Source organism: Oxobacter pfennigii (assembly GCF_001317355.1).
GTDB classification, from domain to species: domain Bacteria; phylum Bacillota; class Clostridia; order Clostridiales; family Oxobacteraceae; genus Oxobacter; species Oxobacter pfennigii.
Genome location: NZ_LKET01000032.1, coordinates 295,668 through 311,454, shown reverse-complemented (window position 1 = coordinate 311,454; position 15,787 = coordinate 295,668). Strand labels below are relative to the sequence as shown.

The 15,787-nt window shown below is 36.5% G+C and carries 13 protein-coding genes; 8 read left to right on the top strand and 5 right to left on the bottom strand.

Annotation, left to right across the window (positions count from 1 at the left end; all coding sequences use genetic code 11):
* Positions 1–36 precede the first annotated feature (36 nt).
* Positions 37–831: an S-methyl-5'-thioadenosine phosphorylase gene (mtnP, locus tag OXPF_RS11660; RefSeq protein ID WP_054875380.1), complete on the bottom strand. Its 795-nt coding sequence runs from the start codon at positions 829–831 to the stop codon at positions 37–39.
* Positions 832–988: 157 nt separating this feature from the next.
* Here mtnP and thpR point away from each other — a divergent pair, with 157 nt between their 5' ends.
* The 5 genes from thpR (at position 989) to OXPF_RS11635 (ending at position 4,856) form a co-directional block, all read left to right on the top strand.
* Positions 989–1,540, top strand: coding sequence for an RNA 2',3'-cyclic phosphodiesterase (gene thpR, locus OXPF_RS11655; protein ID WP_054875379.1), 552 nt, complete (start codon positions 989–991; stop codon positions 1,538–1,540).
* A gap of 172 nt (positions 1,541–1,712) precedes the next feature.
* A complete protein-coding gene (locus tag OXPF_RS11650; protein WP_152967746.1) occupies positions 1,713–2,150 on the top strand; it encodes a hypothetical protein in 438 nt (145 codons plus the stop codon).
* Between the two features lie 97 nt (positions 2,151–2,247).
* Entirely contained in the window at positions 2,248–2,817 is a 570-nt protein-coding gene (locus OXPF_RS11645; RefSeq protein ID WP_054875377.1) for a 5-formyltetrahydrofolate cyclo-ligase, read from the top strand.
* Between the two features lie 10 nt (positions 2,818–2,827).
* Positions 2,828–3,772: a magnesium transporter CorA family protein gene (locus tag OXPF_RS11640; protein ID WP_054875376.1), complete on the top strand. Its 945-nt coding sequence runs from the start codon at positions 2,828–2,830 to the stop codon at positions 3,770–3,772.
* 148 nt (positions 3,773–3,920) lie between these two features.
* Positions 3,921–4,856 carry a DUF4349 domain-containing protein gene (locus OXPF_RS11635; RefSeq protein WP_054875375.1) on the top strand — a complete coding sequence of 312 codons (936 nt, stop codon included), beginning with the start codon at positions 3,921–3,923 and terminating at the stop codon, positions 4,854–4,856.
* Between the two features lie 12 nt (positions 4,857–4,868).
* Here OXPF_RS11635 and argH read toward each other — a convergent pair whose 3' ends face one another.
* Both argH and OXPF_RS11625 read right to left on the bottom strand, forming a co-directional pair.
* Positions 4,869–6,242, bottom strand: coding sequence for an argininosuccinate lyase (gene argH, locus OXPF_RS11630; protein ID WP_054875374.1), 1,374 nt, complete (start codon positions 6,240–6,242; stop codon positions 4,869–4,871).
* Entirely contained in the window at positions 6,239–7,468 is a 1,230-nt protein-coding gene (locus OXPF_RS11625) for an argininosuccinate synthase (protein ID WP_054875373.1), read from the bottom strand. Before OXPF_RS11625 ends, argH begins: the two co-directional genes overlap by 4 nt.
* Positions 7,469–7,740: 272 nt before the next feature.
* Between OXPF_RS11625 and OXPF_RS11620 the strand changes: the two genes are divergently transcribed.
* The gene (locus OXPF_RS11620) at positions 7,741–8,178 is read left to right on the top strand and encodes a hypothetical protein (RefSeq protein WP_054875372.1); all 438 of its coding nucleotides are present in this window, start codon (positions 7,741–7,743) and stop codon (positions 8,176–8,178) included.
* An 86-nt stretch (positions 8,179–8,264) separates the two neighbouring features.
* Here the strand turns inward: OXPF_RS11620 and OXPF_RS11615 are convergent, their stop codons facing one another.
* Together OXPF_RS11615 and OXPF_RS11610 are read right to left on the bottom strand one after the other, a co-directional pair.
* Positions 8,265–9,458 (bottom strand): aspartate kinase, encoded by a 1,194-nt coding sequence (locus tag OXPF_RS11615; protein WP_054875371.1) that lies wholly within the window; start codon positions 9,456–9,458, stop codon positions 8,265–8,267.
* A 209-nt stretch (positions 9,459–9,667) separates the two neighbouring features.
* Complete coding sequence (locus OXPF_RS11610; RefSeq protein WP_054875370.1) at positions 9,668–10,885, bottom strand: glycoside hydrolase family 1 protein; 1,218 nt, start codon at positions 10,883–10,885, stop codon at positions 9,668–9,670.
* A gap of 332 nt (positions 10,886–11,217) precedes the next feature.
* Between OXPF_RS11610 and fni the strand changes: the two genes are divergently transcribed.
* Positions 11,218–12,243 carry a type 2 isopentenyl-diphosphate Delta-isomerase gene (gene fni, locus OXPF_RS11605; protein ID WP_054875369.1) on the top strand — a complete coding sequence of 342 codons (1,026 nt, stop codon included), beginning with the start codon at positions 11,218–11,220 and terminating at the stop codon, positions 12,241–12,243.
* Positions 12,244–12,345: 102 nt separating this feature from the next.
* Positions 12,346–15,513 (top strand): tetratricopeptide repeat protein, encoded by a 3,168-nt coding sequence (locus tag OXPF_RS11600; RefSeq protein WP_054875368.1) that lies wholly within the window; start codon positions 12,346–12,348, stop codon positions 15,511–15,513.
* Positions 15,514–15,787: the final 274 nt, after the last annotated feature.

Sequence of the window (15,787 nt, the reverse complement as noted above, 5' to 3'; positions counted from 1 at the left end):
AAATACCTCAAAGGCTTAAAACCTTTGAGGCATTTTTTACTGCAAACTTCCCTGTTCTTTTGCTGCAAAACGGCAGGTGCATTCACTTTCCTCCGGCAATGATTCTAGCAGTGAGGCCATCAGCTTTTTTAGATTTCCGGACATCAGATTCATATTATCAATGACTTCCTTGTGAGTTAATGGAGTTTTGGATACTCCCGCGGCATAATTGGTTATGAGGGCAATGGCTGCATAGCACAATCCTTTTTCCCTTGCCAATATTACCTCAGGAACATTTGTCATGCCAACCATATCAGCACCCATTTTTGCATAGGCTCGTATCTCTGCTTTTGTCTCAAACCTGGGTCCTTCGGTACAAATATAAATGCCACCGTTTCTTATTTTTATATTTTCATTGGATGCAGCTTTGATTATGTATTTTCTTGTATCGGGACAATAGGGGGCGGACATATCTATATGGACGATGCCTTCATTGGTTTCCTCAAAATAAGTTGACTTTCTTCCTTTGGTAAAATCTATAAAGTCATCTACAAGTGCAAAGCTGCCTACCTGGAATTCAGTATTTATTGCACCTACGGCAGCCGTTGCAATAACCCTTTTTGCACCAAGACTATGAAGAGCCCATATGTTTGCCCGATAATTTACTTCGTGGGGAGCTAACGCATGACCTTTGCCGTGCCTTTCTAAAAATAATATATCTTTGGTTTTATATCGAGCGCTTTTAAGGTATACTATACCATATGGGGTATCGGCTTTAATATCTTCCATATCAGAAAAAATATCACCATGGTAAATCCCGGTGCCGCCTATTATTGCAATTTTTGAATTCATATGAACAACTCCTATCTAATGTTAGGTGACACTCTTTTCTTCTAAGATTATTTCCGGGGCTGAAGAGTGTCCCCAATTTAAAGTGTGAATCTTAATAAATTATAAAATTTATTTTATATTATATCAAATTTTTGTATACAACTTAAGGAGAAATGATATGAGAGTATTTATCGGTATTGATTTTCCTGAAGATATCAAGAAGGAAATAATTGAAATTCAAAAGTTTATAAAGGATAGCAGCATAAGCGGAAGGTGGAAGTACATAGATAATTTTCACCTTACATTAAAATTCGTAGGAGAGACAACACAGGATAAAATAGCTATAATCCATAAAAAAGTAGAGGAAGAATTAAAAGAATATAAAAGCTTCAATATAAAAACAGGTGCTTTAAGCTGTTTTAAAGGAAAGGACAGCTTAAGGGTAGTTTACTTGTCCCTTGAAGACAATGATGATGAGCTTAAAGGGCTGGCAGAAATAATAGATGGCTGCTGCTCATCAGCAGGTATCGAAAAAGAAAAAAGAATTTTTACTCCCCACATAACCATAGCCCAGGATGTAGTTTTAAAAGCCGGTTTCCCGTCATTGAAAGCTCAGCTTGAAAACAGAGGCAGCTTATCAATCGACGTAGACGGCGTTTACACATTCAAAAGCGAGCAAATAGGAAACAAACGGGTGTATACCAAAATTAACTGCATTAAACTGAAGTAAGGGTTAAAATTCCAGCATTATATCCGTATAAATATGTAAATTGAGGAAAAAATGTAATATAAGCGGCTAAGGTTATGCCCCCAACGAAGGAAAGGAGTATTTAGCGATGTTGAAAAAACTCTTGAGATTATCATTCATGTTAGTTATATGTTGTGTAGGGTTATTTGGGATTTTGAATTATTTGTCCCCGAATTTTAATAAAGCTGCCATGGCTATGTCCGTGTCGGTCCAGTCACCGGGAGATTGGAAGCAAAAAATATCAGAATCCATTAATTTAAGAAACGGATTATTAAACCGCGCCAAGGAAGGAAGCCTAAAGGATATAAGCGAGGCCATAAATGAGCTTAGACAAGTTGAATGTGCACCTTTGCTTAATGGAGATATATCCTTGACGGATTATATCATTAAAAATCCCGGGAGAGTTTCCGGTAGGGTAGATAATATATTAGTGGAGAATTGTAACGTCTTGAAAATAACACCTGGAGAGGCTTTTCTCGCAGCAGAAATAAGCTATGTTGAAAACAATGAGCAAAAAAAATATGACTATGAAATAGTATATAAGAATATAGACGGAAAATGGTATCTTTCTAAATTTGCATATGCCGAGTAAATCACTGCCTTAAAAATAATCCATGGATAAGCTCCTTGGATTATTCTTTTTTTTGACATATAATTATTAATATACGCAATTAAGGAGGATAGATAGTATGAAAAAGGAATTGAGAAGCCGTATTATAAAGGAAAGGCAGAAAATAAGCCGGGAAGATGTATTGAAAAAGAGTTTGGAAATAAAGAATAAGTTATTTAATATACCTGAGTTCATTAATGCAAAGAGGGTTATGTTTTTTGTCAGCTATAAGAACGAAGTAGATACCATCGATATGATAGATGAAGCAATGAAGCTTGGTAAAGAGATAATTGTGCCTATTGTGGTGCCTGGAGAAAAAGACCTGCTTCTGTCTAAACTTAACTCAATGAATGAATTGGAAGAAAGCTCTTATGGAATACTGGAACCCCCAAAAAAATATATCCGTCCCGTTAGTGCAGAAGAAATTGACTTTGTGGTTGCACCCGGTGTTGCCTTTGATGAAAATGGGTTTAGAATGGGGTATGGCGGGGGATACTATGATAGATTATTAAGCAAAATAAGCAAAAGCTGCAAAGTTGCAGCCATTGCTTTTGAAATGCAGATAGTGCCTGAAGTACCAACAGAGCCCCATGATATGAGAATTGGAATGATTATTACGGAGGATAGAATTATCAGTCCCAACATTTGAGGGAGGATAAATGAAGGTCATTGAAATCAACAATGAGATAAATCACATAAAGGCTGAAGAAATAAACCTTTCCGGGGAATGCATGTACTGGGTTATCGCAAACCCGGAGGAATTAAAAGACTGCAATGATATTTTCAAATTTCATTCCCTGACCATCTATGAGTGCTTTGATTCCAAGCAAAATGCCCGCCTGGAGTTCTTCGACAGCTATGATTTTCTGGTCATGAACATAGTGCAGTATACGGGAAAAACGGTGATTTCCAAAGAATTGGACATATTCATAGGCAAAAACTATATCGTTACCGTTACAAAAGAGGAATTGGAGATATTGGAGAAGCTGGAGGATGAATTAATTAATTTCAGGCAAAATGTTATTTTCAACAGCGACAGGTCTATAGTGAAAATATTGTATTACATACTCGATAAGATTATTTTTAATGACTATGAAATTATTTCCGCTATTGAAAACGAAGCGGATAATATTGAAATCAAAATACTTAAGAATCCAGATAAAAGATATTTAAATGACTTGATCCATTTAAGGAAACAGGTTCACAGGCTTAGAGGATATATATCTCCCCTAAGATACGTAGGCGATAACCTTGTATGCAATGATAATGAAATAATAGGAGGGGAATATCAAAATTATTTCCTTCAGATAAATAACAGAATTGAAAAGCTGGTTTCTTCACTGGATAGCCTGGTTCAATATCTTGTCCTTGTAAGAGAGGCCTTTGAAGCCGAGATATCCAATAAAACCAATGAGCTGATGAAGGTATTTACCATTATAACTGCTATTTTCCTTCCTCTATCCTTAATTACTGGAATATTCGGCATGGATTTTAACAACATCAAGATGTTAAAGCACGATGTTGCATCCCAGGGCACTGTAGTTTCTATGATAGTAATTTCCATTATGCTCTTTGTTATATTCAAAAAGAAAAAGTGGCTGTGATTTTTATAGCCATAAAATTCTGGAACAAATTGTACAGGCATTCGTCTTAAATTTAGATAGAATATAAGTTGGGGGCATATCTTAAGCATCTCCAAGACTTAATACTGATAGAAGGAGATGCGTCCCTTAACATTATTGAGGAGGATTTATGAAAAGGATAGCTCATATTTTTTTAGTTTTATTGCTGGCCTTTAATCTTGCAGCCTGCGGCAGTGGTAAGTCGTCAAATACTGCCAACCAATCTTTTGCTCCTTCTGCCGGTGGAGCAGATTATGGATATAGCAGGGATGAGGAGGCAAAAGGGAAAGAAGATTTAGAAACGAATGACGATTATGCAGGGGAAAATCAAAGTGATATTGCAGATAATCCCCAGGATGGCGGTAAGAAAATAATTTATACCGCATCTACGTCAATAGATGTCAAAGACCTAAAAGTCTCATATGATTCAGCTATTAACAAAGCAAGAGAAATGGGAGGATATATAGCTAACTCCAGTATAAGAGATAATTATGCAGAAATAACCGTAAGGGTTCCGGCTGGCAGCTTAGAAACTTATCTTGAATATCTGGATACTCTCGGTGGAGAAAACAAATCCACCACAATTTCCACAGATGATATTACCGATCAATATACAGATATACAGTCCCGCCTAAAGAATTTAAAAGCCCAGGAAGAACAGCTCCTTTCAATCTTAAAAGAGGCTAAAACCGTAGAGGATACTTTAAAGGTAACAAATGAACTCTACAGGGTAAGAGGAGATATAGAGTCTTATGAAGGCAGGATAAGGATGTGGGATAAGCTCGTTGATCTAAGCACCATTACCGTCAGGTTCAGCAAAATCCAGGAAATAGGGGGGGAAGAAGTAAAGATTAGCTTTATAAGCCTTGATGAAATCATGAGAGGGATGCAAAACGGCTTTAAAAGCACGCTGAATTTCGTCATGAGGTTTATAAGCAGCATAATCATACTGTTAATAAGCATTATACCTTTGCTTCCGTTCATAGCAATAATAGCATGGCTTGTAATAAAGTATATGAGAAAGTTTAGAATTGAAAAAAATAATATCGATGATATAAAGAAATAAGCTTTTAAAAGCTTATTTCTTTATATATTCCCATCCTCTTTTTATGGCTTCCTTTACCATGACGCTGGAGGGTCCCCCGTAGGTTTTGCGGCTCTCAACACAGGTTTTGATATCGATAAATTCATATATATCTTCTGCGAAAGTCTTTGATATGTCTTGGTATTCATCAAGAGAAAGCTCTTCTAAGGTTTTATTCTTTTCTATGCTGTATAATACCAGGCGGCCTATTATTTCATGGGCTTCCCTGAAGGGAATACCTTTTTTTACAAGATAATCGGCAGCATCGGTGGCATTTAAAAAGCCATGACTGCAGGATTTTTGCATATTTAAAGCTTTAACTTTCATGGTCTCAAGCATGGGTGTAAATGAAATAAGGCAGGCTTTTACCGTATCCACGCCTTCAAACAACGCCTCTTTATCCTCCTGCATATCCTTATTGTAGGATAAGGGAAGGCCTTTCATCACAGTCAAAAGGCCGACTAAATTGCCGTAAACCCGTCCTGTTTTGCCCCTTATAAGCTCTGCGATATCGGGATTTTTTTTCTGAGGCATAATACTGCTTCCCGTACTGAAGCTGTCATCCAGTTCTATAAAGCTGAAGGCATTGGAGCACCACAGAATTATTTCCTCGCAGAATCTGCTAAGATGCATCATTATAATTGAGAGGCTGCTTAGGAACTCTATGGCATAATCCCTGTCAGAAACGCTGTCCATGGAGTTTTCGGTAATGCTTTCAAAGCCTAAAATACTTGCCACCAGCCTACGGTCGGTATCATAGGTGGTTCCTGCCAATGCACAGGCACCAAGAGGCATAACGTCCGTTCTTTTATAGCAGTCGGATAATCTGTCCATGTCCCTCTTAAACATTTCAAAATAAGCCATGAGGTGATGAGCAAAGGTTACCGGCTGTGCAGGCTGAAGATGGGTGAAGCCAGGCATGACGGTTTCAATGTTTTTTTCGGCCTGCTTTAATATGCAATCTTCAAGCTTGAATAAAAGTTCCTTAATATTTAAAAGCTCGTCTTTTATATACATTTTAAAATCCAAGGCTACCTGGTCATTTCTGCTCCTGGCGGTGTGAAGCTTTTTACCTACAGTACCGATTTTATCTGTAAGTATTTTTTCAATATTCATGTGGATATCTTCACACTGTACATCAAACTCTATCTTTCCATCTTCAATATCAGCAAGTATTTCCTTTAAGGCGGTAATTATTTTATCTGCATCGCTTTTAGGTATAATGCCGCATTGCCCAAGCATTTCTGCATGGGCAATACTTCCTGTTATATCGTATTTATATAGCCTTGAATCAAAGGATATGGATGAATTGAAATCATCCGTCAGTTTATCTGTTTCTTTTGTGAAACGTCCTCCCCAAAGCTTCATATCGCTTCTTTTGTCTCCTCTTCTTCATTTTTCTTCATCATTAAAGCCCTGATTTTAAGCGGAAGTCCGAAAAGGTTTATAAAGCCTTCCGAATCCTTGTGGCTGTATACTTCATCTTTTCCGAAGGTTGCAAATTCTTCGCTGTATAATGAGTAAGGCGATTGTGAGCCTGCAACCTTTGCAGAGCCTTTATATAATTTAAGCCTTACTGTTCCTGTTACAAAGGTCTGGGTGGAATCCACGAAGGCATCCAGCGCTTCGCGAAGGGGTGTAAACCACATTCCGTCGTAAACAAGCTCCGAATATTTTTGTGCAATCAATTCTTTGTAATGCATGGTCTGTCTGTCCAAAGTCAAATATTCAAGTTCTTTATGTGCGGTGTAAAGCAATGTACCTCCGGGAGTCTCATAAACACCTCTGGATTTCATACCCACCAGCCTGTTTTCAACCATGTCTATGATGCCGACGCCGTTTTTGCCGCCTATATCATTCAATTTTTCCAGCAATTCAACGGGTTCATATTTTGTGCCGTCTATGGCAACAGGGTTTCCTTTTTCAAAATATATATCAACATAAGTAGCAGCATCAGGGCACTCTTCAGGAGGAGTTGTCATCTGATACATATCGGTTTTGTGTTCATTCCATGGGTTTTCCAAATCTCCGCCTTCATGGCTCAAATGCCATATATTTTTATCCATACTATAGGGTTTTTCCTTGGTTACGGGAATGGGTATATTCCTTTCCTTTGCATAATCAATGGCATCTTCACGGGAACGGATATCCCATATTCTCCAGGGAGCTATGACTTTAAGAGAAGGATTTAATGCTTTAATTGTAAGTTCAAACCTTACCTGATCGTTACCCTTGCCTGTGCAGCCGTGAGCTATGGTAGTTGCACCTTCTTTTTCTGCGATTTCCACCAGTCTTTTGGCAATTACCGGCCTTGCAAAGGAGGTACCTAAAAGATATTTTCCTTCATATACGGCCCCGGCTTTTAAAGTGGGGAATATATAGTTTTTAACGAAATCTTCCTTCACATCTTCTATATATACTTTGCTTGCACCGGTATTGAAGGCTTTTTGTGTAACGGCATCGTAATCATCGCCTTGTCCTACATCTATGCAAACTGCTATAACTTCACAATTGTAATTCTCTTTGAGCCATGCAAGAATAACTGATGTATCAAGGCCTCCGGAATAAGCAAGTATAAATTTCTCTTTCTTCATATATATCATCCTTTCAAGTATTCATCATCATACAAATTATTATAATAAAAAATGAATAAATATGCAACATATTATTTTGAATATGTATATGTATACATGTTCATATGCTTAATATTTTATTAATAACCTCCCCTGACTATTACTGTATAAAAATGTGCACGTACCATGGAGTTGTATGAATAATATTAAGATAGAAAAATTTATGAACATAATTGCAATGTATCCCCATAGACTATATTAAAAGATGCCGTTAATGAAGGAGAGATGGACTTATGTCCAGTAATTATTCGCTGTATTTAAGTATATGGTGCCCCATTGATGAAATAAGAGGAAGTATAATAAAAAGTCGATCTATCCTTAATGAAATAATAAAATGCATGAAAAAATACAGCCAAAGCACTGAATTCACTTTTATAGAGCTGACAGATGAAGCTTTAAGAAATCTGCCGGGAGGAATGGCAGATAAAATGACCTGCTTTAACAGTGAAAACATAGATACCTCGGTTTTTTGCTTTAATGAGATAAAAACCGATGAAAAAAATGTAAGTGCCATACTGACAAAGCTTAAAAAGCAGGTGTCAAAGCTTGTATACCATGGATTCAAAAGCGAGATGGTGGTAATTGAGGAAATTAAAATTCAGGAAGAAAATATTGGGAAGATGATATGCAAAAAGAATTACAAGGTGTTTTTTAGTAAAATATTTCAATGAATTTAAAGGGGCTGTTGCATTTGAAACAGTGAATGAAGTGTTTCAAATGCAGCAGCCCCCATTTGTGCGCCCGGCATGGGCGCAATTTACAGTCCAAATTCCCTGGCAACAATCTGAACTGCTTTCAACTTGTCTTTGTGTTCTATGGCACAGGTAATCCTTATTTCAGAGGTAGTAACCATTTTTATCTGAATATTATTTATAGATAACAGCTTGAATAATCTGGATGCAACGCCTGAGGCCGATTTCATTCCCATACCCACAACGGAGAACTTGGTTATTTCTTCATCTATATTTATTTTTATCCCCGGAAGGATATTATTTAAAATTGTTTTACAGGCATCGATATCCTTTTTAGGTATCGTAAATGATATATATACCTTGCCTTCAATTGGGGTGGTCTGGCTTATCATATCCACGCTGATTTTTTGTTCTGCTATGCTTTCGAAGGTATCGGCCAAAGTATTGGATACAAAGGGTACACCCTCAAGGGTGATTATTGCATCGCTGTCGCTTATTGCAATACCGGTGATAGGTTTGTTATCCACAAATTCAACCTCCTTTATGTAGGTTCCTTTTTCATCTTTTCCGCTATGGGCAACGTAAACGGGAACATTATATTTTTCAGCAAGCTCAATTGCCCGGGAATTTATTATATCAGCACCAAGACTTATCAATTCCAGTATTTCTTCATAGCTTATTACATCCAATTTTTTAGGACGCTTATATAATTTGGGGTCAATTGTATAAATCCCCTCGGCATCCGTATATATTTCACATATACCGTTAAGCCTTGCCGAAATAACAATTGCCGTTATGTCTGCAGCATCTTTGCCTATGGAAGCGGTATCACTTAATTTATCTATGCCCTGAAAACCGGAAAGGATTACAACTTTATTTTGATTCAATGCCCTGTTGATGATTTTCTCATCAAGACCGGGAAAGGAGGCCATACCTCTGCTGACCGACGAATTGGAATTTAGCTGCATTGCCGTATAGGAGACACAATCATGTCCTAATGATTTTAAAACTATGGCAAGTAGCGAAGAGGAAACCATTTCTCCGGCAGCCTTTATTATTTCAAGCTCATGGTTGTCGGGGGTAGCGGTTATACTATGCGCATCATCTACGAGGCTTTGGGTATTGTCACCTAAAGCAGAAACTACTATAACCATTTTATGGCCTTTGTTTTTTCTGGCAATAATCTTCTCAGCAATTTGTTTAATTCCGTCCATGGATTGCACTGAAGATCCTCCGTATTTCTGAACGATAATTGCCATAGAATCACCTCTTAACATAAAATATATAAAAATTAATTGAATTTCATTATATAACTAAAATGTAAATTGTTAAAGGTCTGATTAATTCTTATCAGTATAGCATAATTATCCTAAAATATCAACGGAAGCAACACCTATACAAGGGGAAGCATCATCGTTATAATTTACCGTATGTGTTTAAATTAAACTGATATAATTGTGATATTGGCTTATTCCAGCAATCCGTTTTGAGAGATTATTTTTGCGTACAGCCTGCCGCTTGCCTTGATTGTTCTTGTTTTACTTGGTGAATCATGGTCTATATGAATAATCCCAAAGCGGATTTTTATGCCTTCCGTTAATTCGAAATTATCTAGGCTTGACCAGTGATAATAACCTCTTACATCCGCACCTTCCTCTATGGCCTTATGCATAGCTTTAATATGCTCTCTTATAAAATCCTCTCTTAGTTCATCACAGAAATCACAAACTCCGTTTTCGGTGATATAAATGGGCAATTTATATTTATTCCATGTTATTTTGATTACATTATAAAAGCCTTGGGGATAAATGTCCCATCCCAGACTGTTTTTTTTAAGATCTTTCCTGCTCAGTGTTTCAAAGGGAAATTTTATAAGGCTTCCCGTATAATAATTTATGCCGATGAAATCAAGGGAATTATGTTCCATGGCCTTGTTCAAAAAGCTGTGATTAAAAAACACGTCTATATATTTTTGAGATAATTTATCCATTAAAGATTTTTCCCTATAGGGAGTAAACTCTCTCATATGCTTTGCAATGCTGACCTTTGCTTTATGCCATCCCTTGCTCTCGTGTATGCGGTGGATGCAGTTATATGAAAGTATATGAATATTTATAAGAGCGTTGTGAACCTTTTGCATCAGCAAATAATCCTTTTTACCCGGTGGAAATTCTCCCGTAAAATAGCCGTTGTATGCAAGTACCGTAGGTTCATTTATGGTAATATAAAAATCAATAAGGTCGCCTAAGAATTCCACGGTTTTTTTAACATATCGAAGGAAGTATTGAGAACAGTCTTTATATTCAAAGCCCCCTTTTTCAAATAGCCACAGTGGGATTGAAAAATGATGAAGTGTGACCATGGGGGACATTTTTAAATCCTTTATGGTTTTTAACACATTTCTGTAATGCATAAGGGCCAGTATATCAAAGGAGCCTTCTATGGGTTCAATTCGGGCCCATTCCAAACCTATTCTCACCGTATTATGAGAAAGCTCCTTTAAGAGATGAAAATCCTCTTTGTATTTAATATAATGAAGTACTGCAAAATCGGGATTGGAATTGTCCTTTATCCTGCCTTCCTTGTACCATAAATAAAAATCGTGATTTGTACACATACCCTCGACCTGAAAGGCTGAAGAAGCACTGCCCCATAAAAATCCCGGCGGGAAAATGTATCGAGACATATAAAACTCTCCTGTAAAGCTTAAAATTTCATACATATTTTTTAAAAAATATTTGTATATACTATGTGTATTAAATTTGTTATAGTACAAATGTCGGACTAACTTGGGGCTGTTGCGTTTAAACAACGTAAATGAATCGTGAGAGTTCTTTAAAAGTTCTTGGCGACGCTGCTGCAGAAAATACTTAGAATTTCAGATTGTTTGAGCGGAGTGAAGCTTAAAAATTCTTGTATTTTCAAGGCAGGGAGCCTTAGAACCTGCAGAACTCGACATAGCAATGCAGTGTTTAAAACGCAACAGCCCCGAGCCCCTAACTTAATGAGGTGGAAAGTATGAGCTTGAAAAGAAAATCAGAGCATATGGTTTATGCAATTTCGAGTCAGAATAAAAACATAAAAGTTTTTGATGATATACATATACTTTATAACAGCATTCCGGAAGTTGATTTTGACGATATAGACATGTCTCTTAGAATTTTTAACAGGAAATTTTCCTTTCCGTTGATAATAAATGCCATTACCGGAGGAACCGAGGAGGGGAAAAGCATAAATGAAGCTTTAGCTAATACAGCAAAAGAATTCAATATACCTATTGCCGTAGGTTCTCAATCAGTGGCAGTTAAAGATAGGAATTTGAGAGAGAGCTTCTCCATTGTGAGAAAAGTAAATAAAAATGGCTTTATTTTAGCCAATGTGGGTGCCAATGTATCTAAAGATATGGCAAAAGAAGCAGTGGACATGATAGAAGCTGATGCATTGCAGCTGCATCTTAATGTACTGCAGGAGCTTATAATGCCTGAAGGTGACAGGAAATTCAAAGGCATACTTAATAATATTGCTGAAATAAAAAGTAAAATCCATGTACCCGTAATTGTAAAAGAGGTGGGTTTCGGTATGTCCGGTTCTGCTGCTCTAAAGCTTATTGATGCAGGTATACAAACTGTTGATATAGGAGGATATGGCGGAACAAATTTTGCCCGTATTGAGTCTTTAAGAAGAAATGATAATGTGGGGGAGAGCCTTTTAAACATAGGTATACCTACTGCTGTAAGCCTGATTGCTGTATGCAAATATAGACCTGAATTGTCGGTTATTTGCGGAGGGGGCATAAGAAACGGACTTGATGTAATAAAAGCATTGATGATGGGGGCAGATGCCGCATCCATTGCCTATCCCTTTCTTAAAGCCTATAAATCAAAAGGAGAAAAAGGAGTTTTTGATGAGCTCGAAAAATTTATTTATGAAATGAAAGTATCTATGATTTCTGCAGGGGTAAAGGAAATTTCTAAGCTCAATAGTGAAAGTATAATAATAACCGGCAAAACCTTGGAATGGATAAAGCAGCTTGAGTTAAAATAAAAAATATTTTTTCTGTAAGTAGTACAAGCTTTTTTATTTTCATACAGGAATTTAAGCGACGATATCGAATAAATACATTATTATCCAATTGGGGTGAACTCTATGAAAAAAAATATCTGTATAAGTTGCCAGAATAAGCGCGGCCGCAGGCAGTGCGTAAAATATAGAAATAATTTTATTTGCGGTGATTGCTGCAGCAGTATGCAGCTTAACTCATCCTGTCCTGAGAGCTGTATTCATTACGGTAAGCTTAATTCCAGAGATGTAAAAAATAAGATTACTGATTTGTTAAGCATAGCTGAGGATATCAAAAATAAAAATGCCAATGAAGCCTTAAAGATTATGGATAAAGCTCTTAAATTTGATGAAAACAATGTTGACTGCTATCTTGAAAAGGGCATCTTATTGGAGAGTCAAGGCAAATATGAAGAAGCTATAAAGTGTTTAAAAAGAGCAGGTGAGATAACTCAAAGCAGAGACGATATAATTTATGAAATAGTCAGGATTTATAAAAAGGCCAATAAGTTCTATGATGCCATTGAAGTTTTGTCAGGGATAAAAGATACATTGAAGGGTTCAGAAAAGGATTATCTTTTAGGAGAATGCTATTTTAATGAAGGTGATTTTGAAAAGGCTTCTTTGCATTTGCAAAGAGTCAAATCCAATCCTGATGTGCCGAAGGATAAGATAAACAACGCCAGAATAATGCTGAGCAAGATTTATATATCCCAAAAGATGAGCGAAAAAGCCATGGAAAATGCATTATCCATTGATGATGAATATAAAGAAGAAAAGGTGAAGCTCGTTGGTAAAATATATCTATCCAGCAATAGGTTTTATGAATTATTGGAATCCATCAACTCCACCAAAGAATTAAGCATGTGGGAGAAATACATGCTGCTTCAATGCCATCTTGCCATTAACAAAAACCATGAGGCTTATGGATTAAAAATAGTTGATGATTTGTTAAACAGCAATTTTTGCATTGAAAACGGTGATGAAGAGATAGCGCTTCTTGCTTTGAAAGTCAAATTAAGTTTTATTAATTTGAAGATGAATGCAGCATATGAAACATTTGAAAAACATGAAAGCTCCATATTAAAACAGTCAGAGGAAAACAGTGACTGCTTCGATGCTTCAATATTGATGGCTTATTTTTTATACACAATCGACAAGAGAAAAGCAATGGACATATATGAAAAGGTAATGGACATGGAACTGGGAAGCTTTATCATAGATGAACTATATAATGCTTTTGAGACCCTTGTCATAACACCTTATGTCAAAGCAAAAGCCCTAGTGAAATCTCTGGAGATTGTGAAATCCGGAAAAAATCTAAGCTTTAACCGTACAGCAATTGTTGCTGATGTTTTATATGAAATGGGAGAGTACTCCCAGGCCTATGATTTTTACAAAATATGTAATGATGCTGAAAAGCCGGACAGTAAAATTTTATATAAAATGTCTTGCTGCCTTTTAAAGCAAAATAAATACCATGAAGCCTTGAAAACTTTTACCGATATCTTAAGTCTTACAAAATTCATACCCGGCGTTTATGCCGGAATTATAAAATGTTGCCTGGAAAATGATATGGAATGGGATGAGTATTTCAACTGCCTCGAATTGGAAAAGTTAAGTTTTAGCGAGGTATATGACCTGGCGCAGACATATATGGAAAAAGAATATTATGACAAGTCAGGTTATTTATACAATCATATTCTGGATAAGTATAAAAATATGGATGTATACAGCAGAAAAATGGTATATCATAATTTGGTATGTGTTTATCGGCATCTTAAGAACATTGATAAAGCCATGGAAATTATAAATGAAATACCCGAAAAATATAAAGGGGAGCTTATAAAAATAGATGAGGCTTGCCTGTATTATGATGGTGAAGGACATGAAACTGCTGAAGTGATTCTCAGTGACTTTGAAGAGCACTCGGACAATCCTGAAGTTTATTTTAATTTAGCCTTAATAAAGATAAGGCTTGGCAAATTTAATGAGGCAAACTCATATTTTTGTAAAGCCATAGAAAAGCTGACAGAGGATAAAAATGGCAAGAGGATTAATGATTATAGTGAATATTGTGATATGCTCATTAAGTTTTATGCTAATTTAAGTCTTTGCTATCTTATGCAAGACCAGGGTGAGGACGCTCTTATCACAATAGAAAAAGCCATGGAAATTGAAAAAAATCAAAGAGTCATGGATATAACATTTATAGCTCAGCAAAAACTTTTAGGAAAAGAAATAAAGCCTGTGGATGAATTAATTCATCTTTTTGACGGCTGTCTGGCTATAAAAGATGGATTTACTAAGGATATAAAAAAATTGCTCAAGGGCATTTTATATAAAGCTTATCCAAAGGAAAATACCACATGGTCAAAGAATGAAACGACCTCCAATGTGGAAGCCTTTATAAGGAATGAAAGAAGGATATACAATAAAAACAAAGCTTCCATTGAACGCTCTGAGGGCACTGTACAAAGATATATAGACAATTTAATGCTGTCCTTTGAAAAAAGGATAGTTAATAAGACCTGGGAAGAAACCGCTGCTGCAGCCCTAGGCATAAAAAAATCAGCGGCGGCCATAGAATACGCTGATACATTAATGGAGCTGGGGGATAAATTGTTGGGGGATTTTGAATATATAAATCCCCGGGAGTATTTATATACCGCCCTCATACCTTATTTCAAAGCCCTGAAAATATTGGCTGTGGGTTTGATAAATCCTTATTATATTAAGAATTTAAATAATATGCCTGTGCCTAACGATATCCAAAGTTATAAAAACCTGGGCATATATTGCTATAAGACATCGGGGGAGACATATTACAGAATAGATTTTTCCTTTAATATCATGAGCAGCGAATATCTCTTTGAATTAAACTGCCACCCAGGACTTCGAAATAAATTTTTAAACTTTAAAAAGCACTATATGCCATGGGATAAGCTTATGTGGGTAATATCCGGTATAAAGAAGAAGTGGAATGTGGTAGACGACATTAAAAGCGCAGGGCTTTTGCTTTTGTTTTACTCCGGATTTGAAAATTATCTGGGTATAGAAGGCAGCTTTAAGAACGGTGATGAAATAATTGCCCTTGCGGGAAATCTCATACACTTAGGCAATGAAAGGGATTATTGTATAAAAAATATGATAAAGGGAGCATATGAGTTTGATTATTCTTTATATGCACGAAATGTCCGCCATCTGGCGCAAAAGTGCAGGGAAGGCTTATTAAAACTAAACAGAATAGAGTAGAATAAAAAGGGGTGTCGCATTTGAAACACTGTATTTACTGTGCTCGAGTTCTGCAAGTTCTAAGGTTCCCCGCCTTGAAAATACAAGAATTATTAAACTTCCTTCCTTCAAACAATCTAAAATTCTAAGTATTTTCTGCGGAAGAGTCACCAAGAGCTTTAGAGAGAACTCTCACAAATGCTCATTTACGTTGTTTCAAATGCGCCTCTCTTTTATTGTGCAGCAACAAGGTTCTAAGGACCCGCTAGAAATCTTCGATTGCTATAGCGGGTGG

Excerpts from the sequence above, each read along its gene's own strand:
- OXPF_RS11635 (WP_054875375.1), top strand. The coding sequence starts at position 3,921 with ATGAAAAGGATAGCTCATATTTTTTTAGTTTTATTGCTGGCCTTTAAT.
- OXPF_RS11600 (WP_054875368.1), top strand. The coding sequence starts at position 12,346 with ATGAAAAAAAATATCTGTATAAGTTGCCAGAATAAGCGCGGCCGCAGG.
- OXPF_RS11645 (WP_054875377.1), top strand. The coding sequence starts at position 2,248 with ATGAAAAAGGAATTGAGAAGCCGTATTATAAAGGAAAGGCAGAAAATA.
- thpR (WP_054875379.1), top strand. The coding sequence starts at position 989 with ATGAGAGTATTTATCGGTATTGATTTTCCTGAAGATATCAAGAAGGAA.
- OXPF_RS11620 (WP_054875372.1), top strand. The coding sequence starts at position 7,741 with ATGTCCAGTAATTATTCGCTGTATTTAAGTATATGGTGCCCCATTGAT.
- OXPF_RS11615 (WP_054875371.1), bottom strand. The coding sequence starts at position 9,458 with ATGGCAATTATCGTTCAGAAATACGGAGGATCTTCAGTGCAATCCATG.
- OXPF_RS11625 (WP_054875373.1), bottom strand. The coding sequence starts at position 7,468 with ATGAAGAAAGAGAAATTTATACTTGCTTATTCCGGAGGCCTTGATACA.
- OXPF_RS11610 (WP_054875370.1), bottom strand. The coding sequence starts at position 10,885 with ATGTCTCGATACATTTTCCCGCCGGGATTTTTATGGGGCAGTGCTTCT.
- fni (WP_054875369.1), top strand. The coding sequence starts at position 11,218 with ATGAGCTTGAAAAGAAAATCAGAGCATATGGTTTATGCAATTTCGAGT.
- OXPF_RS11640 (WP_054875376.1), top strand. The coding sequence starts at position 2,828 with ATGAAGGTCATTGAAATCAACAATGAGATAAATCACATAAAGGCTGAA.
- mtnP (WP_054875380.1), bottom strand. The coding sequence starts at position 831 with ATGAATTCAAAAATTGCAATAATAGGCGGCACCGGGATTTACCATGGT.
- argH (WP_054875374.1), bottom strand. The coding sequence starts at position 6,242 with ATGAAGCTTTGGGGAGGACGTTTCACAAAAGAAACAGATAAACTGACG.